General features: G+C 69.1%; 23 protein-coding genes. 13 read left to right on the forward strand and 10 right to left on the reverse strand.

Features of this window, described 5'->3' with window-relative positions:
* Positions 1–130: 130 nt before the first annotated feature.
* From Acor_RS09240 to Acor_RS09265, 6 genes are all read left to right on the forward strand, one after another.
* Positions 131–1,078, forward strand: coding sequence for an ATP-binding cassette domain-containing protein (locus tag Acor_RS09240; RefSeq protein ID WP_155336149.1), 948 nt, complete (start codon positions 131–133; stop codon positions 1,076–1,078).
* Positions 1,075–1,872, forward strand: coding sequence for an ABC transporter permease (locus tag Acor_RS09245; RefSeq protein ID WP_155336150.1), 798 nt, complete (start codon positions 1,075–1,077; stop codon positions 1,870–1,872). Before Acor_RS09240 ends, Acor_RS09245 begins: the two co-directional genes overlap by 4 nt.
* A 61-nt stretch (positions 1,873–1,933) precedes the next feature.
* Entirely contained in the window at positions 1,934–2,743 is an 810-nt protein-coding gene (locus Acor_RS09250; protein ID WP_155336151.1) for a phosphotransferase, read from the forward strand.
* Between the two features lie 32 nt (positions 2,744–2,775).
* Complete coding sequence (locus Acor_RS09255; RefSeq protein ID WP_174876123.1) at positions 2,776–3,738, forward strand: cobalamin biosynthesis protein; 963 nt, start codon at positions 2,776–2,778, stop codon at positions 3,736–3,738.
* Entirely contained in the window at positions 3,735–5,228 is a 1,494-nt protein-coding gene (locus tag Acor_RS09260) for a cobyric acid synthase (RefSeq protein WP_155336152.1), read from the forward strand. Before Acor_RS09255 ends, Acor_RS09260 begins: the two co-directional genes overlap by 4 nt.
* Positions 5,225–5,434, forward strand: a complete 210-nt coding sequence (locus Acor_RS09265; protein ID WP_155336153.1) for an SHOCT domain-containing protein — start codon at positions 5,225–5,227, stop codon at positions 5,432–5,434. The genes Acor_RS09260 and Acor_RS09265 overlap by 4 nt, the downstream gene beginning before the upstream one ends.
* Positions 5,435–5,505: 71 nt before the next feature.
* On the opposite strand, the gene Acor_RS42765 is transcribed toward Acor_RS09265, so the two are convergent.
* The 5 genes from Acor_RS42765 to Acor_RS09290 all read right to left on the reverse strand — a co-directional run bounded on the left by Acor_RS42765 (position 5,506) and on the right by Acor_RS09290 (position 9,547).
* Positions 5,506–6,231 carry a hypothetical protein gene (locus Acor_RS42765; RefSeq protein WP_174876124.1) on the reverse strand — a complete coding sequence of 242 codons (726 nt, stop codon included), beginning with the start codon at positions 6,229–6,231 and terminating at the stop codon, positions 5,506–5,508.
* Positions 6,232–6,307: 76 nt separating this feature from the next.
* Positions 6,308–7,150, reverse strand: coding sequence for a Fic family protein (locus Acor_RS09275; RefSeq protein ID WP_170316856.1), 843 nt, complete (start codon positions 7,148–7,150; stop codon positions 6,308–6,310).
* Positions 7,147–7,395: a hypothetical protein gene (locus Acor_RS09280; protein ID WP_155336155.1), complete on the reverse strand. Its 249-nt coding sequence runs from the start codon at positions 7,393–7,395 to the stop codon at positions 7,147–7,149. The genes Acor_RS09275 and Acor_RS09280 overlap by 4 nt, the downstream gene beginning before the upstream one ends.
* A gap of 162 nt (positions 7,396–7,557) precedes the next feature.
* Entirely contained in the window at positions 7,558–8,595 is a 1,038-nt protein-coding gene (locus tag Acor_RS09285; protein ID WP_155336156.1) for a 1-acyl-sn-glycerol-3-phosphate acyltransferase, read from the reverse strand.
* A gap of 121 nt (positions 8,596–8,716) precedes the next feature.
* Positions 8,717–9,547, reverse strand: coding sequence for a patatin-like phospholipase family protein (locus Acor_RS09290; RefSeq protein WP_246238523.1), 831 nt, complete (start codon positions 9,545–9,547; stop codon positions 8,717–8,719).
* Positions 9,548–9,661: 114 nt separating this feature from the next.
* On the opposite strand from Acor_RS09290, the gene Acor_RS09295 reads away from it, so the two are divergent.
* The 3 genes from Acor_RS09295 to Acor_RS09305 are packed head-to-tail and all read left to right on the forward strand — an operon-like array spanning position 9,662 to position 12,351.
* A complete protein-coding gene (locus Acor_RS09295) occupies positions 9,662–10,582 on the forward strand; it encodes an ABC transporter ATP-binding protein (protein ID WP_155336158.1) in 921 nt (306 codons plus the stop codon).
* On the forward strand, positions 10,551–11,351 hold the full coding sequence (locus Acor_RS09300) for an ABC transporter permease subunit (protein ID WP_155336159.1): 801 nt from the start codon (positions 10,551–10,553) through the stop codon (positions 11,349–11,351). Before Acor_RS09295 ends, Acor_RS09300 begins: the two co-directional genes overlap by 32 nt.
* Positions 11,352–11,364: 13 nt before the next feature.
* A complete protein-coding gene (locus Acor_RS09305) occupies positions 11,365–12,351 on the forward strand; it encodes a PucR family transcriptional regulator (protein ID WP_246238524.1) in 987 nt (328 codons plus the stop codon).
* Here the strand turns inward: Acor_RS09305 and Acor_RS09310 are convergent.
* Complete coding sequence (locus Acor_RS09310) at positions 12,348–13,307, reverse strand: quinone oxidoreductase family protein (protein WP_155336161.1); 960 nt, start codon at positions 13,305–13,307, stop codon at positions 12,348–12,350. The two genes, Acor_RS09305 and Acor_RS09310, sit on opposite strands and share 4 nt — an antisense overlap.
* 129 nt (positions 13,308–13,436) lie before the next feature.
* On the opposite strand from Acor_RS09310, the gene Acor_RS09315 reads away from it, so the two are divergent.
* On the forward strand, positions 13,437–13,709 hold the full coding sequence (locus Acor_RS09315) for a DUF6504 family protein (protein WP_155336162.1): 273 nt from the start codon (positions 13,437–13,439) through the stop codon (positions 13,707–13,709).
* On the forward strand, positions 13,709–17,164 hold the full coding sequence (locus Acor_RS09320) for a DNA polymerase III subunit alpha (protein ID WP_155336163.1): 3,456 nt from the start codon (positions 13,709–13,711) through the stop codon (positions 17,162–17,164). Before Acor_RS09315 ends, Acor_RS09320 begins: the two co-directional genes overlap by 1 nt.
* Here the strand turns inward: Acor_RS09320 and Acor_RS09325 are convergent.
* The 4 genes from Acor_RS09325 to Acor_RS09340 all read right to left on the reverse strand — a co-directional run bounded on the left by Acor_RS09325 (position 17,154) and on the right by Acor_RS09340 (position 20,217).
* Positions 17,154–17,765 carry a DUF4328 domain-containing protein gene (locus tag Acor_RS09325; RefSeq protein WP_155336164.1) on the reverse strand — a complete coding sequence of 204 codons (612 nt, stop codon included), beginning with the start codon at positions 17,763–17,765 and terminating at the stop codon, positions 17,154–17,156. The two genes, Acor_RS09320 and Acor_RS09325, sit on opposite strands and share 11 nt — an antisense overlap.
* A 64-nt stretch (positions 17,766–17,829) precedes the next feature.
* Positions 17,830–18,462: a response regulator gene (locus Acor_RS09330; protein ID WP_155336243.1), complete on the reverse strand. Its 633-nt coding sequence runs from the start codon at positions 18,460–18,462 to the stop codon at positions 17,830–17,832.
* 23 nt (positions 18,463–18,485) lie between these two features.
* Entirely contained in the window at positions 18,486–19,505 is a 1,020-nt protein-coding gene (locus Acor_RS09335) for an LLM class F420-dependent oxidoreductase (protein WP_155336165.1), read from the reverse strand.
* A 19-nt stretch (positions 19,506–19,524) separates the two neighbouring features.
* Positions 19,525–20,217 carry a FadR/GntR family transcriptional regulator gene (locus Acor_RS09340; protein WP_246238525.1) on the reverse strand — a complete coding sequence of 231 codons (693 nt, stop codon included), beginning with the start codon at positions 20,215–20,217 and terminating at the stop codon, positions 19,525–19,527.
* A 70-nt stretch (positions 20,218–20,287) separates the two neighbouring features.
* Between Acor_RS09340 and Acor_RS09345 the strand changes: the two genes are divergently transcribed.
* Both Acor_RS09345 and Acor_RS09350 read left to right on the forward strand, forming a co-directional pair.
* Positions 20,288–21,043, forward strand: coding sequence for a (Fe-S)-binding protein (locus Acor_RS09345; RefSeq protein WP_155336167.1), 756 nt, complete (start codon positions 20,288–20,290; stop codon positions 21,041–21,043).
* Positions 21,040–22,434, forward strand: a complete 1,395-nt coding sequence (locus tag Acor_RS09350) for a lactate utilization protein B (protein WP_155336168.1) — start codon at positions 21,040–21,042, stop codon at positions 22,432–22,434. Before Acor_RS09345 ends, Acor_RS09350 begins: the two co-directional genes overlap by 4 nt.
* Positions 22,435–22,445 lie beyond the last annotated feature (11 nt).

Consider the following 22,445-nt stretch of genomic DNA (forward strand, 5'->3'; position numbering starts at 1 on the left):
CCAGCAGTGAAGAAGGCCCCGGCGGCGTGTTGCAGCACGGCACCGGGGCGAATAGCCAACAGGCCACCCGCGGGCGACCAGTCAACGCATCAGAAGACATGGTACGCGCGTGGCCGGAAAGGTCACGTAAATGATCAACGCAGTAGCCCTGGTCAAGGAGTACGGCAAGGTCCGTGCCCTGGACGGGCTGAGTCTCGACGTCGAACCGGGCACGGTCTTCGGACTGCTCGGCCCCAACGGCGCGGGCAAGTCCACCACCGTCAAAGTCCTGACCACACTCTCGATCGCGACCAGCGGCACCGCCCACGTCGCCAACCTCGATGTCACGAAATTTCCGGAAAAGGTGCGGCAGGTTATTGGGTGTGTTCCGCAGAAGACCAGTGTCGATCCCGCCGCCACCGGTCGTGAGAACCTCCACCTTCAGGGCGCTCTGTACGGCCTCCGCCGCGCCGCCCTCAAATCCAGGACCGACCACCTGCTCACCCGATTCGGCCTCACCGACGCCGCCGACCGCCCCAGCCGCACCTACTCCGGCGGAATGCAGCGCAAACTCGACGTCGCCATGGGCCTGATCCACCACCCCCGCGTGCTCTTCCTGGACGAGCCCACCACCGGCCTCGACCCGGAATCCCGCGCCGAAATGCGGACCGAACTCACCCGCCTCGCCGCCGAGGACCAGATCACCGTCCTGCTCACCACCCACTACCTGGAGGAAGCCGACAAACTCGCCTCCCGCCTGGCCATCGTCGACCGCGGCAAGGTCGTCGCCACCGGCACCCCCGACGACCTCAAGAACGAGCTCCACGGCGACGCGATCACCATCGACCTCGCCGACACCGCCGCGATCGCCCAGGCCCATCCCCTCCTGGCCAGGATCGCCACCGAGGTCACCCAGTCCGGCCGCTCGCTCCGCGCCAGGGTCTCCGACGGCGCCACCGCCGTCCCCGCCGTCCTGGCCGCCCTGGATTCAGCCGGTATCGCCGTGTCGTCCGTCGCGGTCGCCCGCCCATCCCTGGACGACGTCTACCTCCGCTATGCCGGACGCTCGTTCGCCGACGCGGAAGGGGTGGCGGCATGACGACGATCAGTGTGACTCCGGTCCGTTGGTCGCTGGCGACGCACGCCCGCTACCTCACCCTGCAGTCCGTCCGGACGTTGCTACGGCAGCCGTTCTTCGTCGCGATCTCGCTGGTCCAGCCGATGATCTGGCTGCTGCTGTTCGGCGAACTGTTCAAGCGGGTCGCGGAACTGCCCGGGTTCGGCGCGACCAGTTACATCGACTTCCTGATTCCCGGGATCCTCGTGATGAACGTGCTCTTCGGCGCGAGCTGGAGCGGGATGACGTTCATCGAGATGATCGATCAGGGCACGATGGATCGCATGCTCACCACGCCGTTGAAGCGTGGGGCGCTGATCCTTTCGTCGCTGGCGTACAACTCGATCGTCACCGTGGTCCAGACGATGATCATCTTCCTGGTCGGGTGGCCGCTGGGCGCGAGCTACACGCTCCCCGGGATCCTGGTCTCGTTCGCCGCGACGATTCTGCTGACGGGGGCGTTCTGCTCGATCTCCAACGCGTACGCGCTGGTGCTGCGGAGCAGAGAGGCCCTCATCGGCCTGTCGATCATGATCGCGCTGCCGCTGTCGTTCCTGTCGTCGGCGCTGATGGCGCAGGGCGCGGCGCCGGACTGGATCCGGAACGTGTCCCGGTTCAACCCGGTCGACTGGGCGGTCGTGGCGTCCCGCGAGGCGCTGTCGGCGGCTCCCGACTGGGGCACGATCTGGGCGAATCTCGGCTACCTCACGGTTGTCGCCCTGTTCCTCGGATATATGGCGACTCGGGCCTTCGGGTCGTATCAGCGGTCGATCTGATCGCCCCGGATGTTTCCGAATCCCGTTCAGGAGAAGGGCGGGGCCACTACGCTGAGGCGGCATGTTCGTCTCGACGAAGCGACGGGCCGAGGCTGAGATACCCCTGACCGGTGGCGAGGTCACCGAAGGTGTGGTCCGGGTGGGCCTTACCGTGCGCCGTCCGCTCAAACCGTCCACTCCGGCTGTGCACGCCCTCCTCCGCCACCTGGAATCCGTCGGATTCGACGGCGCTCCGCGCGTGCTCGGCGTCGACGGCTCCGGCCGCGAGATCCTCACCTACATCGACGGCACCGCCGCCGTCCGCCCCCTCCCCGGATACGCGGTGACCGACGAGACCCTCGCCACGCTCGCCCGCCTGCTGCGCCGCTACCACGACGCGGTCGCCACGTTCGTCCCGCCCGCGGACGCCCGCTGGGAGCAGGGCTCGACCCCCGACGACGCCCCCGAGATCATCGGCCACTGCGACGTCACTCCGGAGAACGTCATCTTCCGCGCCGGTCGGCCGCACGCGCTGATCGACTTCGATCTGGCCCGCCCGACCACCCGCCTGTTCGAGGTCGTCACCACCCTCCGCCACTGGGCTCCGATCGCCGACCCGCTGGACCGCGACCCCCGCCAGCGCGGGCTCGACATCGGTCATCGCCTCCGCCTCTTCTCCGACGCGTACGGCTTGACGCCCCGCGACCGCAGGAACCTGCTGCCGACCGCCCGGCTCCGGTTCGATCGCTCGTACCTGGCGATGCGCAGGAAAGCGGAGTCGCACGGCGGTTCCTGGGCGCAACTGTGGGCCAACGGCGCGGGCCAGCGCATCAGACGCGCCAGCGCCTGGCTCGACGCTCATGAGGATGTCCTGCGCGACCACTTGGTCTAGTGCTCTACCCCGTCTGAGCTGATTGTGCGGGGATGGGGGAGAATGCCGGAGTGATCAGGTCAGGGGCGGTCGCGGTGGGGATGGCGGTCGGGGTCGGGGTGGACGCCATGGTCGGAGATCCTCGGAAGGGGCATCCGGTCGCGGTGTTCGGGTCGAGAGCGGCAGCCCTGGAGAGACGGATATATCGGGATTCGCGGTTGCGGGGGGTGCTGTTCGCCGGGGTGTGTGCCGGGGTCGTGGCGGGGATCGGCGTGCTCGCGGAGCGCGCGAGCCGGGGCCGGCCGCTGGTTAGTGCGGCGGTGACGGCTGCCGCCACCTGGGCGGTCCTCGGGGGAACCACGCTGGCCCGTGAAGGTACGCACATGGCCAACGCGCTCGAACGAGACGACATCACCGCCGCAAGGAGACGATTACCCCATCTATGCGGACGTGACCCTTCCGAACTGCAATCGCCGGAACTCGCCCGCGCGACCGTCGAATCCATCGCGGAAAACACCTCCGACGCCGTCGTGGCGCCGCTTTTCTGGGGTGCGGTCGCCGGTGTTCCCGGGCTGCTCGCCTACCGGGCCGTCAACACGCTGGACGCCATGGTCGGCCACCGTTCCCCACGCTATGCGCGCTTCGGCTGGGCCTCGGCCCGCCTTGACGACCTCGCCAACTACCTGCCCGCCCGCGTGACCGCGCTGCTCACCGCCGCGCTCGCCCCCGTCGTCGGCGGCTCGCCGTACACGACGATCACCGTCCTGGCCCGGTACGGCGATCGCCACCCCAGCCCCAACTCCGGCCAGTGCGAGGCCGCCTTCGCCGGCGCGCTCGGGGTACGCCTCGGCGGCGTCAACAACTACGCGGGACGCGTCGAACGCCGGCCCGAACTGGGCGACGGCCCGCCCCCCGCGCTTCCCGACATCCGCCGTTCTGTGCGCCTGGCCAGAGCCGTCTCGTGGACCGCCGCCGGGCTGGCGATCCTGGTCCGCCATTTCCGGGCGGGCCGATGAAGGGCGCGCTGCTGGTCGCGGGGACCACCTCGGATGCCGGGAAGAGTGTGGTGACGGCGGGTATCTGCCGCTGGCTGGCCCGGCAGGGCGTGCGGGTGGCGCCCTTCAAGGCGCAGAACATGTCCCTGAACTCCTTCGTCACCGCGGACGGCGCGGAGATCGGCCGCGCCCAGGCGACCCAGGCGGCCGCCTGCGGCATTGAGCCGACCGCTGATATGAACCCGATCCTCCTCAAACCGGGCAGTGATCGCCGGAGCCAGGTCGTCGTGCTCGGCCGGGCGATCGCCGACGTCGACGCGATGGAGTACGGCGCGTACAAAGCCCGCCTGCGTGAGGTGGCCGTGGAGTCGCTGACCCGGCTCCGCGCCGAGTACGACGTGGTGATCTGCGAAGGCGCCGGAAGCCCCGCCGAGATCAACCTGCGGGCCGGCGACATCGCCAACATGGGCCTCGCCCAGGCCGCCCGGCTCCCCGTGATCGTCGTCGGCGATATCGACCGTGGTGGTGTCTTTGCCTCGCTGTACGGGACGGTCGCCCTGCTGGACGCCGCCGACCAGTCCCTGATCGCCGGATTTGTGATCAACAAGTTCCGGGGCGCGCCCGAACTCCTCGCCCCCGGCCTCGACATGCTCTATGACCTGACCGGCCGGGAGACCTACGGCGTGCTGCCGTGGCTTGACGGTCTCTGGCTCGACGCCGAGGACTCGCTGGCCCTCGACAACCGGCCCTCGCAGGTCTACCGGCCGCACTCCCTGCGGGTCGCCGTGGTCCGGCTGCCCCGGATCTCCAACTTCACCGACATCGACGCGCTCGCCAGTGAACCGGGCGTCGTCGTGCGGTTCGTCCGGTCGGCGGATGAACTGGAGGACGCAGACCTGGTCATCCTGCCCGGCTCCCGGGCGACGGTTTCCGACCTGGCGTGGGTACGGGAGACGGGCATCGCGCAAGCCGTACAGGCCCGAGCCGCCGCAGGCCGCCCTGTTCTCGGCATCTGCGGCGGCTACCAAATGCTCGCCCACACGATCCACGACGACGTCGAATCCAAGAAAGGCCGGACAACCGGCCTCGGACTCCTCCCCGCCACTGTCCGCTTCGCCGCGGGAAAAACCCTCGCCAGACCCGTCGGCACGGCGTACGGTCACCGCGTGGCCGCCTATGAGATTCACCATGGCGCCGTGACCGTGGACCCCGCCGCCCCATCCCAGCCATTCCTCGACGGCTGCCGAGCCGGCTCAGTGTGGGGCACGACCTGGCACGGCGCCCTCGAAAACGACGCCTTCCGCCAGGCCTTCCTCACCGAAATCGCGACAACCGCAGGACGCCCTTTCACCCCCGCCCCCGGCATTTCCTTCGCCGGACTCCGAACCGCCCGCCTCGACGCACTGGGCGACCTCATTGACCAGCATGTGAATACCGACGCACTCCGCACCCTGATCGAGAACGGCCCACCCCCGCAGCTCCCGCCGATCCCCCCAGGAGGCGCACGATGACATCAACCGCCCTTCTCCTGACGGCCTCCCTCCTGTTCCTCCTCGCCGTCGTCACCGGCGTCGTCACAGTCGTCGTCCTCTCCCGCCGCCCCCGCCATTCCTTTCGCACCGACGACCCCAAAGAAATCCTCCGCCGCCGCTACGCCGCCGGCGAAATAGACGAGGCCGAATACCGCCACCGCCTCTCCATCCTCACCAACAGCTGACCGACTCCGGTCGTCCGGCGGGGGCGGCCGCGTGAATTCGAGGGCGGCGGCTGGTCCGGCTTACGTGTCTGTCAGGCTGTTGGTGTCGGGGTGGCCGATTCCGGGATGGGGGAGTCGGGCGGTGACGGGATGGGCTTCAGCTCGTCGGGATTCATGGGGATTCGGCGTGGGAATCGGTCTCCTCGCTGGAGCTCTTCGGGCCCGATTTTCCACTCGCGGTTGCCGCCGCGCTGGTCGAACCAGCCCGGCCGGGCCGGTCGGGTGGCGTTGATCAGCATGGTCGCGGTCGCCTTGCCGTCCGCCACGGTCGCGAGCACGGTCACGTCGTCATCGACCTTCACCGAGCCGATGCCCTCGCGCCCGCCGTCGACCCGAGTCGTGTCCGCGATCGAGTAAGTCCGCGAGAATCCGTCCTCGCTGCGGACGGTGACCGACGATTGATCGACCGCCGTCACTTTTCCGCTCTGCATGGAGACGGTTTCGTATCCGCCGCCCTCCTTCGGCACTACGAATTCCCCGTGCAGTGCCCCGAACATGCCGCCTCGTAGCGGCCCCCAGCCGCCCTTGTGCCCAGGCCCCGGCTTTCCGGGCGGCAGGCCAGGACTCGGTTCCCCCGACGGAACCGCCGTCGGTGACTCGCTTCCGCTCGGTGTGGGGGAAGAAGCGGCCGCAGCCACTCCCACTCCGCCGACGACCAATAACGCCGTCGCCACCCCCGCCACCAGAGCGCGCCTCTTCGGCCGCCGGACCGGCTCGTACGCCAGCTCCTCGGCCGGCTTGAACTCAGGATCAGTCATCACTCACCCTCCCATTCAGAGCCGATTCAATTCGGCGGGGGGTAAGACGTGCGTAAGCGTCCGACTTCGAAGATCGTTAACCTGAAAGAAGATCGGCAAGGTTGGCCGGGGCAGTCCATGCGTAGCCGCGTCCCTGAGCGATACGGACCAGTAGCCCGCGGCCCTCCAGGTCGCGCAGGTCGTTCCTGGCTGTTTGGATGGCCACCTTGTGGCTGGTCGCGTGAGACTGCACCGTGAAATGGGTCGGTGGATGCGCGATCGCACGCTGGAGAACGGCTACTTGACGATGGCTGAAGTCGCTCGCGCGTCCGGCAAGCGCTTCCTGGAAGCGCTTCGTCTCGGCGGACTTCCGGTCGAGATAAGCGATCAGGTCCTTGATCGCTCGCTGAAGGATCTCAAGCTGATAAATAATGAAATAGGTCAGGTCGCCTTCGTCGTGCTCGCTGTGCAGGAAACTGCGGGCGTATTTCGATGGCGCCTTCTTGAGCAGCCGGGAGATGGATACGAACTCGGTAAGCCAGTACTCCTGGTTGAGCATCGACCAATAGAAGAGAGCTCGGGCTGTTCTCCCATTCCCATCCGCGAACGGGTGGTCGTACGCCAGCATGAAGTGAATCACGATCGCGCGGACCACCGGCGGCACGTATGCGCCATCTGTTGTCGCATTGGCGAATTCACAGAGGCGCTCCAGCCGCCTCGGAAGTTCCACGGCGGCCGGCGGCTCGTGTAGCACCTCGCCGAGGTGGTCGACGACGACCACCCTCTGTTCGCCGGGGAGTTGGATACGACCTGCCGTCTCCGCCGTATCAAGGGTGCCGTCGGTGACCAGTCGGTGGATGTCACAGATCAGCTCAGGAGTCATGCGTTCGTGCCGGATCTCGCCTATCCGCCGCATCGCGAGAAAGTTGTTGACGATCATTCGTTCGTCGTGGTCGCGCGGCGGCCTGCCGGTTCGCAACATGTCCTTCGCGACCCGATGCGTCGTGGATGCGCCTTCCAAGTGATGGCTTCCTCGATGAGTGATCGCACAATGTAGCGGTCTTTGGTGTTCTCGTCGGTGACCAGGTTCGGCGCGCCGATCTGGCCGCTGGTGTGCCGGCTCACCGCCTCGACGCCACGAAGCACCTCATCGGGAAGGGCGTAGGTGAGCATGGCCCCGGACATGCTTCATGATCACCTGCTAATTGGTGTCCTGTTAGCAGCTAATTAGCTGCTAACAATGCCAAAATTAGTAGCTGGGCCGGGTGGGACTCGAACGCGTGTTCCCTCACGGGATGCGCCGAGGCGGAACACGGTGCTGAGCGAGCGGTGTGGGCCACTCCAGAGTTATTCCGTGACCGTCAGCTGAGACGGGCGGTTCTCGGTGATCCAGTTGTCGATTTGGGTCCACTGGTCGAAGAGCCAGGTGATCTGGGATTCGCGGGTGCGGGGGACCTGGTCGGCGGGGAAACGCCACCACTTGGCGCGGATTCGGGCGCGGGCTGGAAGTTTGCGCCAGACGTCGCCGATGGTGATGAGGTCGTCCAAGCCGGTGTGGGCGACGAAGATGACGTCGGCGGCCGGGCAGGACTCGATCGCGGCGATGGCGCCGTTGGGGCGGGGCGGAAGGAGGTGGTCGAGGGATTCGGCGCGGGCGGCTTCTTCGCGGAGGCCCTTCTCACGGAGGCGGCCGATGGCGCGGCGGCGGCGGAGCGGGGTGAAATTGCCGCCCTCCGGGAAGATGACCAGGGCGTCGACGGCGTTCATTCCGGCGGCCAGGCGTTCGATTTCGGTGATGATTCCGCTTTCCGCGACCTTTCGCGGGACGAAGGCGTTGGGTAAGCGGTTGATGACCACGTCGAGTGACGGGTCGAATTGCAGGGCGGCTTTCATGACGATGCGGGGGCGTCTGTGGTACCGGGCCAGGAGGTGGTAAACGAGGAGGAACGAGTCGCCGGGGCCCGCGTGGCGGGACAGGACGATCACGGGGCGGGTGAGGCGGCGGGAGGCTTCCTCGGGGGTGAATTCGGGTTCGTCGATGTCGACGGAGAGGCGGAAGATCCGGACGGCGGCGGCGTAGACGCGGGAGAGGAACCAGCGGATCAGCGAGTAGTGGCGTTCCTGGTTGGCCTCGACGTGGATCCGGCCGCCGAAGCCACTCGCGATCCACAGCCCGAGGCAGGCGATCAGCGCCGCCGATTCCAGAGCCAGCCAGATGACCGCGAACGCGAGTAATCGCATCCCCCGCCGTTGCGGCGGCGGCAGCCGGAGCGAAGCCAGGAAGGCCACGAGCAGCCAGATCGGCAGCGTGACGATGACGGCCAGCGTCAGCGCGATCACGAGCGGCGCGAAGATCAGGCGCCGGATAATCCGGGGCGGCACCATGGCCGGCTCCTAACTCCCGCCCGCGCCGGTAACGACGCGACCGGAGAACGAACTTCAGGTATTGCCGGGAAACGCGCGGCCGAGGGACGAACAGATTCACGCGAAGGCTCGCCTCGCGTGCTCATGGCGAAGTGGGAGCGGTCAGGGCGGACAGGTAGTCCGACGAGGCGTAGTACGCGCGGGCGATGTGGTCGCTGATTTTGGAGGAGTCGCGGTAGCGGAGGTCGGACAGGCCGGGTCTGCCGTTGAAGCCCGCCGGCATGACGTGCACTTCGACGTCGGCGGGGAGCGAGGCCATTTCCTCGGTGAAACGGTGGCGGCGGGCGATTTCGAAGGCCACCAGGCCGACTTCCCAGGGTTTGCTGGGCGGGGTCAGCGGGCGTTCGATGCGGCCGACGTGCAGGACGAAGATGCGGCGGGCCCCGAGCTGGACGGCCCGGCCGACGGGGATGCTGTGCACGAGACCGCCGTCCAGGTAATGCTCGTCGCCGATTCGGACCGGCGGAAGGAGGCCGGGGACGGCGCAGGAGGCGAGGACGGCGTCGGCGAGGGGGCCGGCCGAGAACCAGCGGGCGGAGGCGCCTTCGATGGAGGCGGCGACGCACTGGAACGGGATCTGGAGTTCCTCGAACGTCTCAGGGATGGCCGCGCCGATCAGGTCGCGCAGGGGTTCGATCGGGTGCAGGTGGGTGCCGGTTCTGGCGAGAGTGGACAGCCGGGTGACCCACGAGCCGGCGAAAGCCGTACGGACAATGGAGGATCCCCACAGTTCGGACAGGCGGTCGACGGCGGTGTCGGGGGAGGCGGCGAGCAGGACGCCGTTGAGGGCGCCGACCGAGGTGCCGACGACCAGGTCGGGGGTGATGCCGGCTTCCGCGAGGGCGCGGAGCATGCCCACCTCGTGGGCGCCGAGCACCCCGCCCCCACCCAGCACAAACGCAGTGATGTCCAAATGATCCTCCATATCAAAACATAGACATGTTGCCGGAACTGCGAAAGCAAGCGGCGGGCAACTGTCGGACTCGCGCCCTACCGGCGGCTTGTCCGGCAGCCCACCATGAACGTCATGACAGCAGTAGTGGAAGCCGAAGGGCTGACCAAGTTCTACGGCAGGCGAAGGGGCCTGGAAGACCTGGACCTCGCCATCCAGCCGGGCGAGGTGTTCGGCTACCTCGGCCCGAACGGATCAGGAAAGACCACGACGATCAGACTGATTCTCGACGTCATCCGCCCGACCCGAGGCCGGGTCACGGTGCTCGGGGCGGACCCGAAGGACGCGCAGGTGCGGGCGAGAGTCGGCTACCTTCCCGGTGAACTCTCCCTGGAGGGACGGGATCGCGCCAGCCAGTACCTGCGATTTCTCGGCGACGCGCGCGGCGGCGTCCCCCAGGCCAGGATCGACGAGCTGGCCGAACGCCTGGAGGCCGACCTGTCGGTGCCGATGGGCAAACTCTCCAAGGGCAACAAGCAGAAGGTCGGGCTGATCCAGGCGTTCATGCACCAGCCCGAGTTCCTGATCCTGGACGAGCCGACCAGCGGCCTGGACCCGCTCGTCCAGCAGGAGTTCCTGGCCATGGTCCGGGAGGTGCGCGCCGACGGCCGTACCGTGCTGATGTCCTCGCACGTGCTGGCCGAGGTGGAGCACGTCTCGGACCGGGTGGGCATCGTCAGGTCCGGGCGGCTGGTGGCGGTCGAGGAGGTGGCCGCGCTGCGGGAGAAGGCGGTCCGCCGGATCGAGCTGCACTTCGACGCGCCGGTGCCGCCGGAGGCGTTCGAGGGACTCCCTGGCGTACGCGATCTGCGGGTCGCCGGGGCCAGCGTGACCTGCACGATCGACGGCCGCCCCGACGCGCTGATCAAAGCCGCCGCGAAGTTCACCGTGGTGCACCTGGTCAGCGCGGAACCCGACCTGGAAGAGATCTTCCTGACCTACTACAGCAACGAGGAGGAGCCGAATGTCCCCGCTGATCGCGCAGAGTCTGCGTGACTACCGCCGGACCCTGATCGGCTGGACCATCGGCATCAGCGCCTTCCTGTCGCTGTACGTCTCGATCTACACCAGCATCAGCGCCAACCCCGAGGTGTACGGCCCGGCCGCCCTCGCCAAGTTCCCCGGCGCGCTCAAGGACCTGATGGGCGGCATGGCCGACATCACCTCCGGCCCCGGCTACCTGCAGTCGGTCGTCTACCAGCTGTTCATCCCGATGCTGTTCATCGCCTGCGCCTGCACGCTCGGCAACCGGGCCATCGCGGCGCCGGAGGAGTCCGGCGTGCTGGAGCTGACCGTCACCCTCCCGATCCCCCGGACCAGCCTGGTGCTCCAGCGATTCGCGGCGGCCGTGCTCGGCCTGCTGGCGGTGGCCGCAGTGAGCTTCCTGGTCACCTGGGCGGCGGCCGCGAACGCCGGAATCGGGGTGCCCGCGGACCGGCTCCTGGCCGGGCACACCGGCGTGTTCCTGCTCGGCCTGTTCTTCTGCGCCCTGACCCTCACCGTCGGGGCGGCCACCGGGCGGCGGGCCCTGGCCTCGGGCGTGGCCGGGGTGTGGGCGGTCGGCGGCTACGCGGTCGTCACGCTCGGCCAGAGCGTGCCCGCGATCGCCTGGCTCAAGTGGATCGTGCCGTACTACTACTACCTCGATGGCAGGCCGCTTTACCGGGGCTTCCCCGTTGGGGACTACCTTGTGCTGGCGGGAGCGACGGCGGTGCTGCTGCTGACGGCGGCGCTCGCCTTCGACCGGCGTGATGTCGGGGTCTGATCAGGGGTGTCCGATGGGCGGGTTGCTCGGCGAGACGGCCGGCCGGATGCCGGACCGGGCGATGCTGGCGGAGTACCGCGCGGCCGGGACGAAGGCCGCCGAGCAGGGCGTGCCGCTGCGGACGCTGGTGGATTCGGCGCTGCGCGAGGCCGAGCAGCTGGGCTCCGCCGCGGTGCTGCCCGCGCTCCGCCGGGTCGTGTCGGCCCTGATCGAAGGGTACGAGGACGCCCAGCGGCAGGCCCTGCGCTCGGAGGACACGGCCCGCAGGGAGTTCGTCGACGACCTGCTCCAGGGCCGGGCCGAACGGCTGGCGGAACGGGCCGAACATTTCGGGCTGCGGCTGGCGGAGTCGTACGTGGTGGCCGTCGCGCGTCCGGTGGCCGGCGCCCTCGACTCGGTGGCCGGGACGATCGAGCGGGATCTGATCGCGCGGTTCGGGTCGCACAACATCCTGATCGCGGTCCGGGACGGCCTGCTGGTCTGCGTCGTGCCGGGCACGCTGGCCGCCGCGACCGGCGAGTTCTCCCATCACGTGCGATCCCGGTTCGAACCGGGCTGGCGGATCGGGGTCGGCCGCGCGCATCGGGGGCCCGGCGGGGTGGTCACCTCCTACCGGGAGGCCGGGAACGCGATCGACCTGGGCGACCGGCTGGGGCTGCGGGCGCCCGTGCTGAAGGCCGCCGACCTGCTGGTCTTCCCGGTCCTGCTGCGGGACAGGGCGGCCATGGAAGATCTGGTCACCAGCGTGCTCAGCCCGCTGCTGGAGGCGCGCGGCGGCCCCGAGCCGCTGCTGGACACGCTGGAGCAGGTCTTCGCCGCCCAGGGCAACCAGACGGCGGCCGCGCGCAGGCTCGGGATCAGCACGCGGGCGGTCACCTATCGGCTGGAGCGAGTGCGCCGGCTGACCGGTTTCTCGCCGGAGGATCCGACCCAGCGGTTCACCCTGGAGACGGCCGTGCTCGGGGCCCGCCTGCTGGACTGGCCGAACCAGCTCTTCTAGGGGATCAGCAGCAGCTTGCCCACGGTTTTACGGCCTTCCAGGTCGTCGTGGGCGCGCTGGGCCTCGGCCAGCGGCAGCCGGGCGAACACGTGCACGTCGAGCTGCCCGGACGCGGTCCAGCCGAGCACGTCGGCGGAGCGGCGCAGGAGTTCCTCCCGGGTCGCGATGTAGGGCCCGAGCGACGGACGGGTGAGGAAGACGGACCCGGCCTGGTTGAGCCGTTGCAGGTCGAACGGGGGGACCGGGCCGCTGGCCGCGCCGTACACCACGAGCATGCCGAGCGGGCGGACCGAGGCCAGCGAGCCGTCGAAGGTGGTCGCGCCGACCCCGTCGTAGACCACGGGCAGGCCCTCGGGGGCGAGTTCGCGGACCCGTTTGGCGAAGTCGTCGTAGCCGAAGACCTCCTCCGCGCCCGCCTCCCTGGCCATCCGCTCCTTCGCCTCGCTGGACACCGTGCCGAACACCCGGGCGCCGTGCAGCCGGGCCAGCTGGGTGAGGAGCAGCCCCATCCCGCCCGCGGCCGCGTGCACGAGCACCGTGTCGCCGGGCCTGATCGGGTAGGTCGAGGTGGTCAGATAGTGCGCGGTCAGGCCCTGGAGCAGGACGGCGGCAGCCTGTTCCGGGCTGACCCCGGCCGGCAGCGGAATCGCACTCGCGGCCGGGATGACGGCCTTCTCCGCATACGCCCCCGGCACGCTCACCCAGCCCACCCGGTCGCCCACCACGACGTCGGTGACGCCGGGGCCGACCTGGCTGACCGTGCCCGCGCCCTCGGAGCCGGGCACCATCGGGAGCGGCAGCGGATAGCGGCCCTCGCGGTGGTAGACGTCGATGTAGTTGACCCCGGCCGCCGCCACGTCGACCAGCACCTCGCCGGGGCCGGGCACCGGATCGGGAACCTCGGCGTAGTCGAGCACGGACGATCCGCCGAAAGCGGGAACGACGATGGCGCGCATGGCGACCCCCTCCGACACGTTGACGGGTCCACCCTAGCAACCCGAACTTGCGTTCGATCTCCGGAGAACATATGTTCGATACAGCACCGCCCGTCTTCCCCCGGGTGGCAGTTGCCAGCCACAGGGAGAATGACCGTGAGCCGACTCTATGGCGATCCGATTGAGGTATGGGTCAGAGACGGGCAGCCCGCTCGATTCGTCTGGCGTGACCGGCTTTATGTCGTCCGCCAGATTCTCGACCACTGGGTGGTCGCCCGCGAATGGTGGAAGACCTCCGAGACCGACCCGGGCGAGCGCCGGTTCTGGCGGGTCGAGGCCGCCGCCGGCCGCGACGTCGGCACCTACGAGCTGCGGTTCGACACCGCGAGCGAGGCGTGGCTGCTGCTCCGGGCGTGGGATTGATGGGAACGTTCCACCCCAGCTTCCCCCACCTGCACGTCGCCTCCGCCTATTCGCTGCGGTATGGCTCGGCGTTCCCGGACGCACTGGTCAAACGCGCCGCCGACCACGGCATGGACATGCTGGCGGTGACCGACCGGGACGGCCTCTACGGCGCGATCAAGCACGTCCAGGCCTGCCACGCGGCCGGTATCACCCCGATCGTCGGCGTCGACCTGGCCATGGAGGACGAGGACACCAGGATCGTGGTGCTGGCCCGCTCCGACGGCTGGGGCCAGCTGTGCCGTCTGGTCACGGCCGCCCACCACGTCGGCGAACGCGGCGCGCCGTCCGTCACCGCCGAGATGCTCGCCGACTCCGGCGGCCTGACGGTCCTGCTCGGCCCCGACTCCGACGTGGGCCGCGCGATGGCGGCCCGCCGCGACGGCCAGGCCAGAACCCTGCTCACCGCCTGGCGCTCGCGGGTCCCGAACGTCGCCGTCGAACTCGTCGACCGGTACGGCTACCGTGACGCCACCACCGCCACCCGCCTGCTCGCCCTGGCCGACAGCCTGGGCGTGCCCGCCGTGCTCACCAACGCGGTCCGCCACCTGGACCCCGCCGACTACCAGATCGGCAACGTCCTGGACGCGGCGCGCAAACTCGTCCCCCTGCACGGGCGGCACCTGGAGCCGTCCTCGCACGCGTACCTCAAAAGCGGCGCCGAGATGGCCCGGGTCGCGGCCCGGATCTGCGGCGGCGACCAGGGCCGGGCGCTGCGGCTGCTGGCCGAGACCCGGCGCACGGCCGAGTCCTGCGCGCTGAACCCGGTCGAGATCGTCCCGCTGCTGAACCAGCGCCACCCGATCCTGCACCTGCCGGAGGTCGGCCTGGACCCGGTGCCCTTCCTCCGCCACCGCTGCCAGGACGGGCTGCACGAGCGCGGCCTGAACCGCTCCCCGCAGGCCCGGGCGCGGCTGGCCGAGGAGCTGAAGATCATTGAAGCGAAGCAGCTGTCCGGCTACTTCGTCGCGGTGGCCGGGATCACCGACATGATCCGCGGCAACGGCATCCGCTGCGCGATCCGCGGCTCCGGCGCGGGCAGCCTGGTCAACTACCTGATCAGGATCGGCGAGGTGAACCCGCTGGAACACGGCCTGCTGATGGAGCGTTTCCTGGCCGAGGGCCGGATCGGCCTGCCCGACATCGACGTGGACGTGGAGTCGGCCCGCCGCCTGGACTGCTACCGCCTCATCCTGGAGCGGTACGGCACGGCCCGGGTGGCCTGCGTCTCGATGATGGAGACCTATCGGGCCCGCAGCGCGATCCGGGACGTGGGCGCGGCGATGGGCCTGCCGCCGCACGAGATCGACGCCATCGCGAAGGCGTTCCCGCACGTCCGGGCCCGGCAGATCCGGGCCGCGCTGGACGATCTGCCGGAGCTGCGCGGGAGCGGTCTTGGCGACCGGGCGCTGGAGACGGTGTTCCGGCTGGCCGAGCGGCTGGACGGGCTGCCCAGGCACATCGCGCTGCACCCGTGCGGGGTGCTGATCGGCAACTCCGGCCTCGGCGACCGCACCCCGATCGAGCGGAGCTTCCTGGACTTCCCGATGTCGCAGTTCGACAAGGACGACGTGGAGGAGGCCGGGCTGCTCAAACTGGACGTGCTCGGGGTGCGCATGCAGTCCGCCATGGCGTATGCGGTGAGCGAGGTGCGCCGGGTGGACGGGGAGGAGCTCGCGCTGGAGGAGGTGCCCCGGGATGACGCGGCCACCTATGACATGATCTGCGCCAGCCGTACCCTCGGGTGCTTCCAGATCGAGTCGCCGGGGCAGCGGGAGCTGGTCGCCAAGCTGGAACCGCGGACCATGCACGACCTGATCGTGGACATCTCGCTGTTCCGTCCCGGGCCGGTCAATTCGGACATGGTCACGCCGTTCCTGGAGTCCCGGCACGGGTTCCGGGCGTCCTACTACCCCCATCCGGATCTGCGGGAGGCGCTGCGGGAGACGCACGGGGTGGTCGTCTTCCACGAGCAGGTGCTGCGGATCGTGGACGCGATGACCGGGTGCGGCCTGTCCGAGGCGGAGAAGATCCGCAGGACCCTGTCCAGCCCCGACGGGCGGCGGCGAGTGCGGGCCTGGTGGGAGCTGCGGGTGCGGCCAGAGTTCGACGCGGCGACGGTGGAGAAGGTCTGGCAGGTGCTGGACGCGTTCGGCGCGTTCGGCTTCTGCAAGGCGCACGCGGCGGCGTTCGCGGTGCCCACCTACCAGTCGGCCTGGCTCAAACGCCACCATACGGCGGCGTTCTTCGCGGGCGTGCTCACCCACGAACCCGGCATGTATCCCAATCGGGTGATCCTCGACGAGGCCCGCCAGTGCGGGGTCGAGATCCTGCCGCTGGACGTCAACCACTCCGACCGGGAGTGGCGGGTGGAGAAGCTCACCCTGAACGTGCGCCGGGAGGACGCGGGCGAGCCGCGCCCCGGCGACGCGTCGGCCAGCGCGGTCCGGGCCGAGGAGTTCGGGAGGGGGTACGGCTTGCGCGTCCCGTTCTCCGCCATCAAAGGGGTGAGCGAGGCCGAAGTGGATCGGATGCTGGCGGGCAGGCCGTACACGTCGATGGCCGACTTCTGGGCGCGGGCCCGGCCGTCCCGGCCGGTGGCCGAGCGGATCGTCGAGGTGGGCGGGTTCGACGCGGTGCACCGGCTCCGGCCGGGGGAGCCCCGCTGGCGGCCGGGCCGGCTGACCAGGCGGGATCTGATCGCCCAGGTCGGGGCGATGGAACGGGCGTCCAGGTCGGGGGTGAGCGCGCTGGCCGTGCAGCTGCCGATGGGGTTCGCCGAGCAGGTCGCGCCGGGGGAGCTGCCGGAGATGACCGAGGCGGAGGCGGTCGAGGCGGAGCTGGCCGTGCTCGGCATGGACGTGAGCCGGCACGTGATCGGCTTCCACGACGAACTGCTCGACGCGATCGGCGTGGTCAGGTCCCGCGATCTGCTCCGCCAGCGCAACGGCGCGGAGATCCTGGTCGCGGGGGTGAAGGTGGCCACCCAGACGCCCGCAGTCCGGTCCGGGCAGCGGGTCATCTTCACCACCCTGGACGACTCCACCGGGCCGGTCGACCTGACCTTCTTCGAGTCGGTGCAGGGCCACACCGCGTCGACGGTGTTCGGGTCGTGGTTGCTGGTGGCCCGGGGGGTGGTTCGGCGGACCGGGGCGCGGGCGGTGTCGATGAGAGCGGTGCACTGCTGGAATCTGACCGATCTCGACCGGCTCTGGCGTTCGCGGGGCATCGAGGCGGTCCGCGACGTGCTGGCCGACCGGCCGGGCTCTGACGGCGGGGTCGGCGGGAAGGAGATCAGGTACGAGAACGGGTACCGGCTCTCGCCGTACGCCGACATCGGGCCGGCGCCGGGCGTCAAGGAGCCGCCGCGGGTGCTGTGGCACGCCAGCATGGGCAGTTCGGGGCCTACGCCCTGAGGAATCCCACGGCGGGCATCCGGCGGAGTGCGTGGGATCTGACGTGGTTGGTGGTGATCTCGCGGACCGTTCCCGCGCACAGCAGCGCGGCGAAGGCGATCACCGCGAGCTCGGGCACGCCGAGGCCGGTCAGGCCGGTCGCGTCCGGCAGGTGGACCAGGAGCACCCAGAGCACGGTCAGCCAGCTCAGCCACCAGGTGGTGAGCAGGGTCAGCCAGCGGGTGCGGCCCTGCCGGTCGGTCTCCTGCCAGGCCCAGTCGGCCAGCAGCGGCGGCACGATCAGGTTGACGCCGGGCAGCAGCCAGGCGGCCAGCACCGAGGTCGAGGACGAGAACGGCCGGGCCCGGCGGAGCCAGACCAGGTAGGTCACGCCGGCGATCAGGGTGGTGGTGACGACGAGCATCATCAGGACGGCGAACACAGTCACCGCGCCGACCACCTCACGGGCGCCCGGCGCGTCCGGGTCGCCGCCGAAGGAGGCGATCTCCCGGGCCAGCCGGTGGCCGCGGAGCTCCTCGAAGAGGACCAGCGCCGACGTGGCGGTGACCTGCGCGCCGAGTGACGCGTAGACCCCCGCCGCGGCTCTTCGCAGCGAGCGCATGATTCCTCCTCCCAGCCGGATCGAGCACCTGCCATGACTTCTATCCCGGCAGCGCTCCCGCTAATCAGGCCATGACCCCGGACTCCCAGGCCCAGGCCGCGATCTCGACCCGATTCCGCGCGCCGAGTTTGGCGAAGATGCTGCTGAGGTGCGTTTTCACCGTGGAAAGCGACACGAAGAGATCGGCCGCGACCTCCTGGTTGGTACGCCCCCTGGCCACCAGCCGCACCACGTCCAGCTCCCGCTCGGTCAGCGCCTCGTTGACGGTCCTGGGCGCGACCGGATGGGACAGGTGGGCCAGCAGCCGTACGGTCACCGACGGGGAGACCAGGGCGTCGCCGGCCGCGGCGGCGCGGACCGCCTCGACCAGCAGCGCCGGGCCGCTGTCCTTCAGCAGGAAGCCGCAGGCCCCGGCGCGGAGCGCGCCGTAGACGTATTCGTCGAGGTCGAACGTGGTCACGATGACCACGCGCATCGGGTCGGGCACGCCAGGCCCGGCCAGCAGGCGGGTGACTTCGAGGCCGTCGAGTTTGGGCATCCGGATGTCCAGCAGGCAGACGTCCGGGCGCAGCCGCCGGGCCTCCTGGACGGCTGCCGCGCCGTCGGCCACCGCCGCGACGACCTCGATGTCCGGCTGCGCGTCCAGGATCATGGTGAATCCGGCGCGCACGAGTTCCTGATCGTCAGCGATGAGCACTTTCACGCCAGGAATATATGCGTTCAGCCGAGAACGAGATCACGGATGTGGGTAAGGGCGGTTTCGTCGCGTGGGCCCATGACGAGGAGGTTGGTGACCGGGCTCTTGCGCCAGAGTTCCAGGCGCTCCCGGATTCTGGGGAGCGGGCCGACCAGGGAGATGCCGTCGGCCAGCTCGTCGGGGATGGCGTGGAACGCCTCGTCGCGGCGGCCGGCCAGGTAGAGGGCCTGGACGCGTTCCGCGGCTTCGGCGTAGCCCATGCGGCCGATGATGTCGGCGTGGAAATTGCGGGATTTGGCGCCCATGCCGCCGATGTAGAGGGTCAGCATGAGTTTGACCCCGTCCAGGGCGGCGCGGAGGTCGTCGGTGATCACGACGAGGACCATCGCGGCGATGTCGAAACCGGGTGCGGCGGGCCGGAGGGAGTCGCCGTACATCGATTCGATCTTCTCGGGGAAGACGAAGAGGGGGAGCCAGCCCTGGGCGATCTCCGCGGCGAGGGCGACGTTCTTGGGGCCTTCCGCGCCGAGGTACATGGGTATGTCCGGGCGGAGCGGGTGGGTGATGAGTTTGAGGGGTTTGCCGAGGTTGCTGCCGCCCGGGTAGGGGAGCGGGTAGTGCGGTCCTTCGCTGGTGACCGGTTCCTCCCGGCGCCAGATCTTGCGCATGATCTCGACGTATTCGCGGGTGCGGGCCAGCGGCTGCGGGAAGGGGCGGCCGTACCAGCCTTCGACGACCTGCGGGCCGGACGCGCCGAGGCCGAGCAGCAGGCGCCCGCCGGTCAGGTGGTCCAGGGTCATCGCGGTCATCGCGGTGGCGGCCGGCGTGCGGGCCGACAGTTGGACGACGCTGGTGCCGAGCTTGATCCGGCTGGTGCGGGCGCCGTACCAGGCCAGGGGGGTGAACGCGTCGCTGCCGTACGCCTCGGCGGTCCACACCGACCCATAGCCCAGCCGTTCGGCCGTCTGGACCAGTTCGGTCGCGTCGGCCGCGTCCCGCTGCCAGTAGCCCAGGTTGAGCCCCAGCCTCAGATCGTTCGCCATGCCCGTAGTAGAACATGTTCTACATTGGCGTAGCCAGAGGGTAGGCGCGGCCGAGGTGCTCGGTGACGGCGGCGACCGCGTCGGCCGGGGTGCCCGTGGTGATCGCGGTGTGGATGAGCCGGTGGTCGGCCTGCAGGTCGGCGGTGTGGCCGAGGCGGTGCACGGCCTCGACCGCGTAGTGGCGCAGGGTGTTGCTGAGCGCGCGCATGATCGCCGAGTTGAGGGTGTTCCCGGCCGCGTCGGTGAGGGCGATGTGGAAGGCCATGTCGTGCGCGACGAACTCCTCCGGGGTGGCGGCGGAGTCCATCGCGGCGAGGGCGGCGGTCATCGCGCGGGTGTGCTCGGCGTGCGGGCCGTGCGCGGCCTGGCCCGCCGACCACTGCTCGATCATCAGGCGGGTGTCGATGATCTCGCGCATGGTCAGGCTGGACAGGCTGAGGTTCAGCCGGAGCAGGTCGGTGAGGGTGCCGTCCGGATCGTAGGTGAGGATCGCGCCCGCGTTGGGGCCCCGGCCCACCTGGCACTCCACCAGGCCGAGTGTCTCCAGGACGCGGAGCGCCTCGCGGACCGACGAGCGGCCGACCTGGAGTTCCTCGGCCAGTTGCCGCTCACCCGGGAGCCGGTCGCCGACGCGCAGACCCGACAGGATGATCCGCCGCTCGATCTCGGCGAGCACCTGCTCGAAGGTTCGGGTTCCGGTGAGTTTCGCCACCCTGGGCCTCTCGGGGGGATCGGTGTATGGTCTGACAATATTTGGTCTGACCATACCTGCGGGAGCTTCTGTGCGGGTCGCGCTGTTCATCACCTGTGTCAACGACACCCTCTTCCCGGACACCGGCCGGGCGGTCGTCACGCTGCTGCGACGCCTGGGGGTGGACGTGGAGTTCCCGCAGGCGCAGACGTGCTGCGGGCAGATGCACGTCAACACGGGGTATCCGGCCGAGGGGGTACGGCTCGCGCGGCACTTCACCGAGGTGTTCGCGGAGTACGACGCGGTGGTGACGCCGTCGGGGTCGTGCACGGCGATGATCCGCGAGCAGTATCCGAAACTGGCGGCGACCGCGCGGGTGCCGGCGAAGCAGACGGCCGGGCTGGGTACGGCGGTCGAGGAGATCGTGCCGAAGGTCTATGACCTGTCGGAGTTCCTGCTGGATGTGCTGGGGGTTACTGACGTGGGGGCCTATTTCCCGCATCGAGTGACTTATCATCCTACGTGTCATTCGCTGCGGGGGCTGCATTTGGGGGATCGGCCGACGCGGCTGCTTTCTGCGGTGCGGGGGCTGGAGTTGGTGGCGTTGCCGGGGGCGGAGGAGTGCTGCGGGTTCGGGGGGACTTTCGCGGTGAAGAATCGGGACATTTCTGCGGCGATGTGCGCGGACAAGGTGGGAAATATCATGACGACGGGGGCTGAGGTGCTCTGTGCTGCGGATAATTCCTGTCTGATGCATATCGGGGGGACGTTGAGCCGGCAGAAGTCGGGGGTTCGGGTCATGCATCTGGCGGAGATCCTGGCGGCCACGGAGGGTGGGGCTCGATGAGTCAGACGTTTGTGGGGATGCCGTCGTTTCCCAAGAATGCGGCGATAGCCGTACAGGACTCGCAGTTGAGGTTCAATCTGCGGAAGGCTACCCGGACTATTCGCGGTAAGCGGGCCTCGGTCGTGGAGGAGTTGCCGGATTGGGCGGAATTGCGGCAGGCCGGGAAGGCGATCAAGGATCATACGCTGCGGAATCTTGAGCGGTATCTGGTGCAGATGGAGGCGGCGGTTTCGGCCGCCGGGGGGACTGTGCACTGGGCGAAGGACGCCGAGGAGGCCAACCGCATCGTCGCCGGGCTGGTCAAGGCGACCGGTGAGACCGAGGTCGTCAAGGTCAAGTCGATGGCGACGCAGGAGATCGGGCTCAATGAGGCGCTCGCGGTGGAAGGTGTCACCGCTTATGAGACGGATCTCGCCGAGCTGATCGTGCAGCTTGGGGATGATTGGCCGTCGCATATTCTGGTTCCGGCGATTCATCGTAATCGAGCGGAGATCCGGGAGATTTTCCTGGCGAAGATGGCGGATGTTCCCGCTGATCTGACCGATGAGCCGAAGGCGCTGGCCGATGCGGCACGGCTGCATCTGCGGGAACGGTTTCTGCGGGCGAAAGTCGCGATTTCTGGCGCGAATTTCATGATTGCGGAGACGGGCACGCTGGTTGTGCTGGAATCGGAGGGGAATGGCCGGATGTGCCTGACCCTGCCGGAGACCCTGATCAGTGTGGTGGGGATCGAGAAGTTGCTGCCGGCCTGGCGGGATCTGGAGGTTTTCCTGCAGTTGCTGCCGCGCAGTTCTACTGGTGAGCGGATGAATCCGTACACGTCGATGTGGACGGGTGCGGTCGAAGGGCAGGATTTCCATCTGGTTCTGCTCGACAATGGACGAACCGATGTGCTGGCCGATGAAGTCGGGCGGCAGGCGTTGCGCTGTATTCGTTGTTCCGCGTGCCTGAATGTCTGCCCGGTGTATGAACGGGCGGGCGGGCATGCGTACGGGTCTGTTTATCCCGGGCCGATCGGGGCGATCCTCACGCCGCAGCTGCGGGGCATGGACACCGCGCTGGACCGGTCGCTCCCGTTCGCGTCCTCGCTGTGCGGCGCGTGTTACGACGTGTGCCCGGTCGCGATCGACATCCCGAGCGTGCTCGTCGATCTCCGCGCGAAGGCCAGACATCCCCGCACCGAACGGATCGGCATGGCCGCCGCGGGATGGGTCTTCAACCGGTCTGTACGGCTTGCGCGCGCCCAGCGCTTCGGCGGACGAATGCGAAAACTGATCCCGAAACGCCTTCCGGGCCCTATGTCCGGCTGGACCGACACTCGCGATCTTCCCGACATTCCTCAGGAATCCTTCCGGGCATGGTGGGACCGGACCGAAGGGGGAGCCCGATGAGCTTCCGTGCT

It is taken from the genome of Acrocarpospora corrugata, assembly GCF_009687845.1.
Taxonomy (GTDB): Bacteria; Actinomycetota; Actinomycetes; order Streptosporangiales; family Streptosporangiaceae; genus Acrocarpospora; species Acrocarpospora corrugata.

Excerpts from the sequence above, each read along its gene's own strand:
- Acor_RS09240 (WP_155336149.1), top strand. The coding sequence starts at position 131 with ATGATCAACGCAGTAGCCCTGGTCAAGGAGTACGGCAAGGTCCGTGCC.
- Acor_RS09245 (WP_155336150.1), top strand. The coding sequence starts at position 1,075 with ATGACGACGATCAGTGTGACTCCGGTCCGTTGGTCGCTGGCGACGCAC.
- Acor_RS09250 (WP_155336151.1), top strand. The coding sequence starts at position 1,934 with ATGTTCGTCTCGACGAAGCGACGGGCCGAGGCTGAGATACCCCTGACC.
- Acor_RS09255 (WP_174876123.1), top strand. The coding sequence starts at position 2,776 with ATGGGGGAGAATGCCGGAGTGATCAGGTCAGGGGCGGTCGCGGTGGGG.
- Acor_RS09260 (WP_155336152.1), top strand. The coding sequence starts at position 3,735 with ATGAAGGGCGCGCTGCTGGTCGCGGGGACCACCTCGGATGCCGGGAAG.
- Acor_RS09265 (WP_155336153.1), top strand. The coding sequence starts at position 5,225 with ATGACATCAACCGCCCTTCTCCTGACGGCCTCCCTCCTGTTCCTCCTC.
- Acor_RS42765 (WP_174876124.1), bottom strand. The coding sequence starts at position 6,231 with ATGACTGATCCTGAGTTCAAGCCGGCCGAGGAGCTGGCGTACGAGCCG.
- Acor_RS09275 (WP_170316856.1), bottom strand. The coding sequence starts at position 7,150 with ATGATCGTCAACAACTTTCTCGCGATGCGGCGGATAGGCGAGATCCGG.
- Acor_RS09280 (WP_155336155.1), bottom strand. The coding sequence starts at position 7,395 with ATGTCCGGGGCCATGCTCACCTACGCCCTTCCCGATGAGGTGCTTCGT.
- Acor_RS09285 (WP_155336156.1), bottom strand. The coding sequence starts at position 8,595 with ATGGTGCCGCCCCGGATTATCCGGCGCCTGATCTTCGCGCCGCTCGTG.
- Acor_RS09295 (WP_155336158.1), top strand. The coding sequence starts at position 9,662 with ATGACAGCAGTAGTGGAAGCCGAAGGGCTGACCAAGTTCTACGGCAGG.
- Acor_RS09300 (WP_155336159.1), top strand. The coding sequence starts at position 10,551 with ATGTCCCCGCTGATCGCGCAGAGTCTGCGTGACTACCGCCGGACCCTG.
- Acor_RS09305 (WP_246238524.1), top strand. The coding sequence starts at position 11,365 with ATGGGCGGGTTGCTCGGCGAGACGGCCGGCCGGATGCCGGACCGGGCG.
- Acor_RS09310 (WP_155336161.1), bottom strand. The coding sequence starts at position 13,307 with ATGCGCGCCATCGTCGTTCCCGCTTTCGGCGGATCGTCCGTGCTCGAC.
- Acor_RS09315 (WP_155336162.1), top strand. The coding sequence starts at position 13,437 with ATGACCGTGAGCCGACTCTATGGCGATCCGATTGAGGTATGGGTCAGA.
- Acor_RS09320 (WP_155336163.1), top strand. The coding sequence starts at position 13,709 with ATGGGAACGTTCCACCCCAGCTTCCCCCACCTGCACGTCGCCTCCGCC.
- Acor_RS09325 (WP_155336164.1), bottom strand. The coding sequence starts at position 17,765 with ATGCGCTCGCTGCGAAGAGCCGCGGCGGGGGTCTACGCGTCACTCGGC.
- Acor_RS09335 (WP_155336165.1), bottom strand. The coding sequence starts at position 19,505 with ATGGCGAACGATCTGAGGCTGGGGCTCAACCTGGGCTACTGGCAGCGG.
- Acor_RS09350 (WP_155336168.1), top strand. The coding sequence starts at position 21,040 with ATGAGTCAGACGTTTGTGGGGATGCCGTCGTTTCCCAAGAATGCGGCG.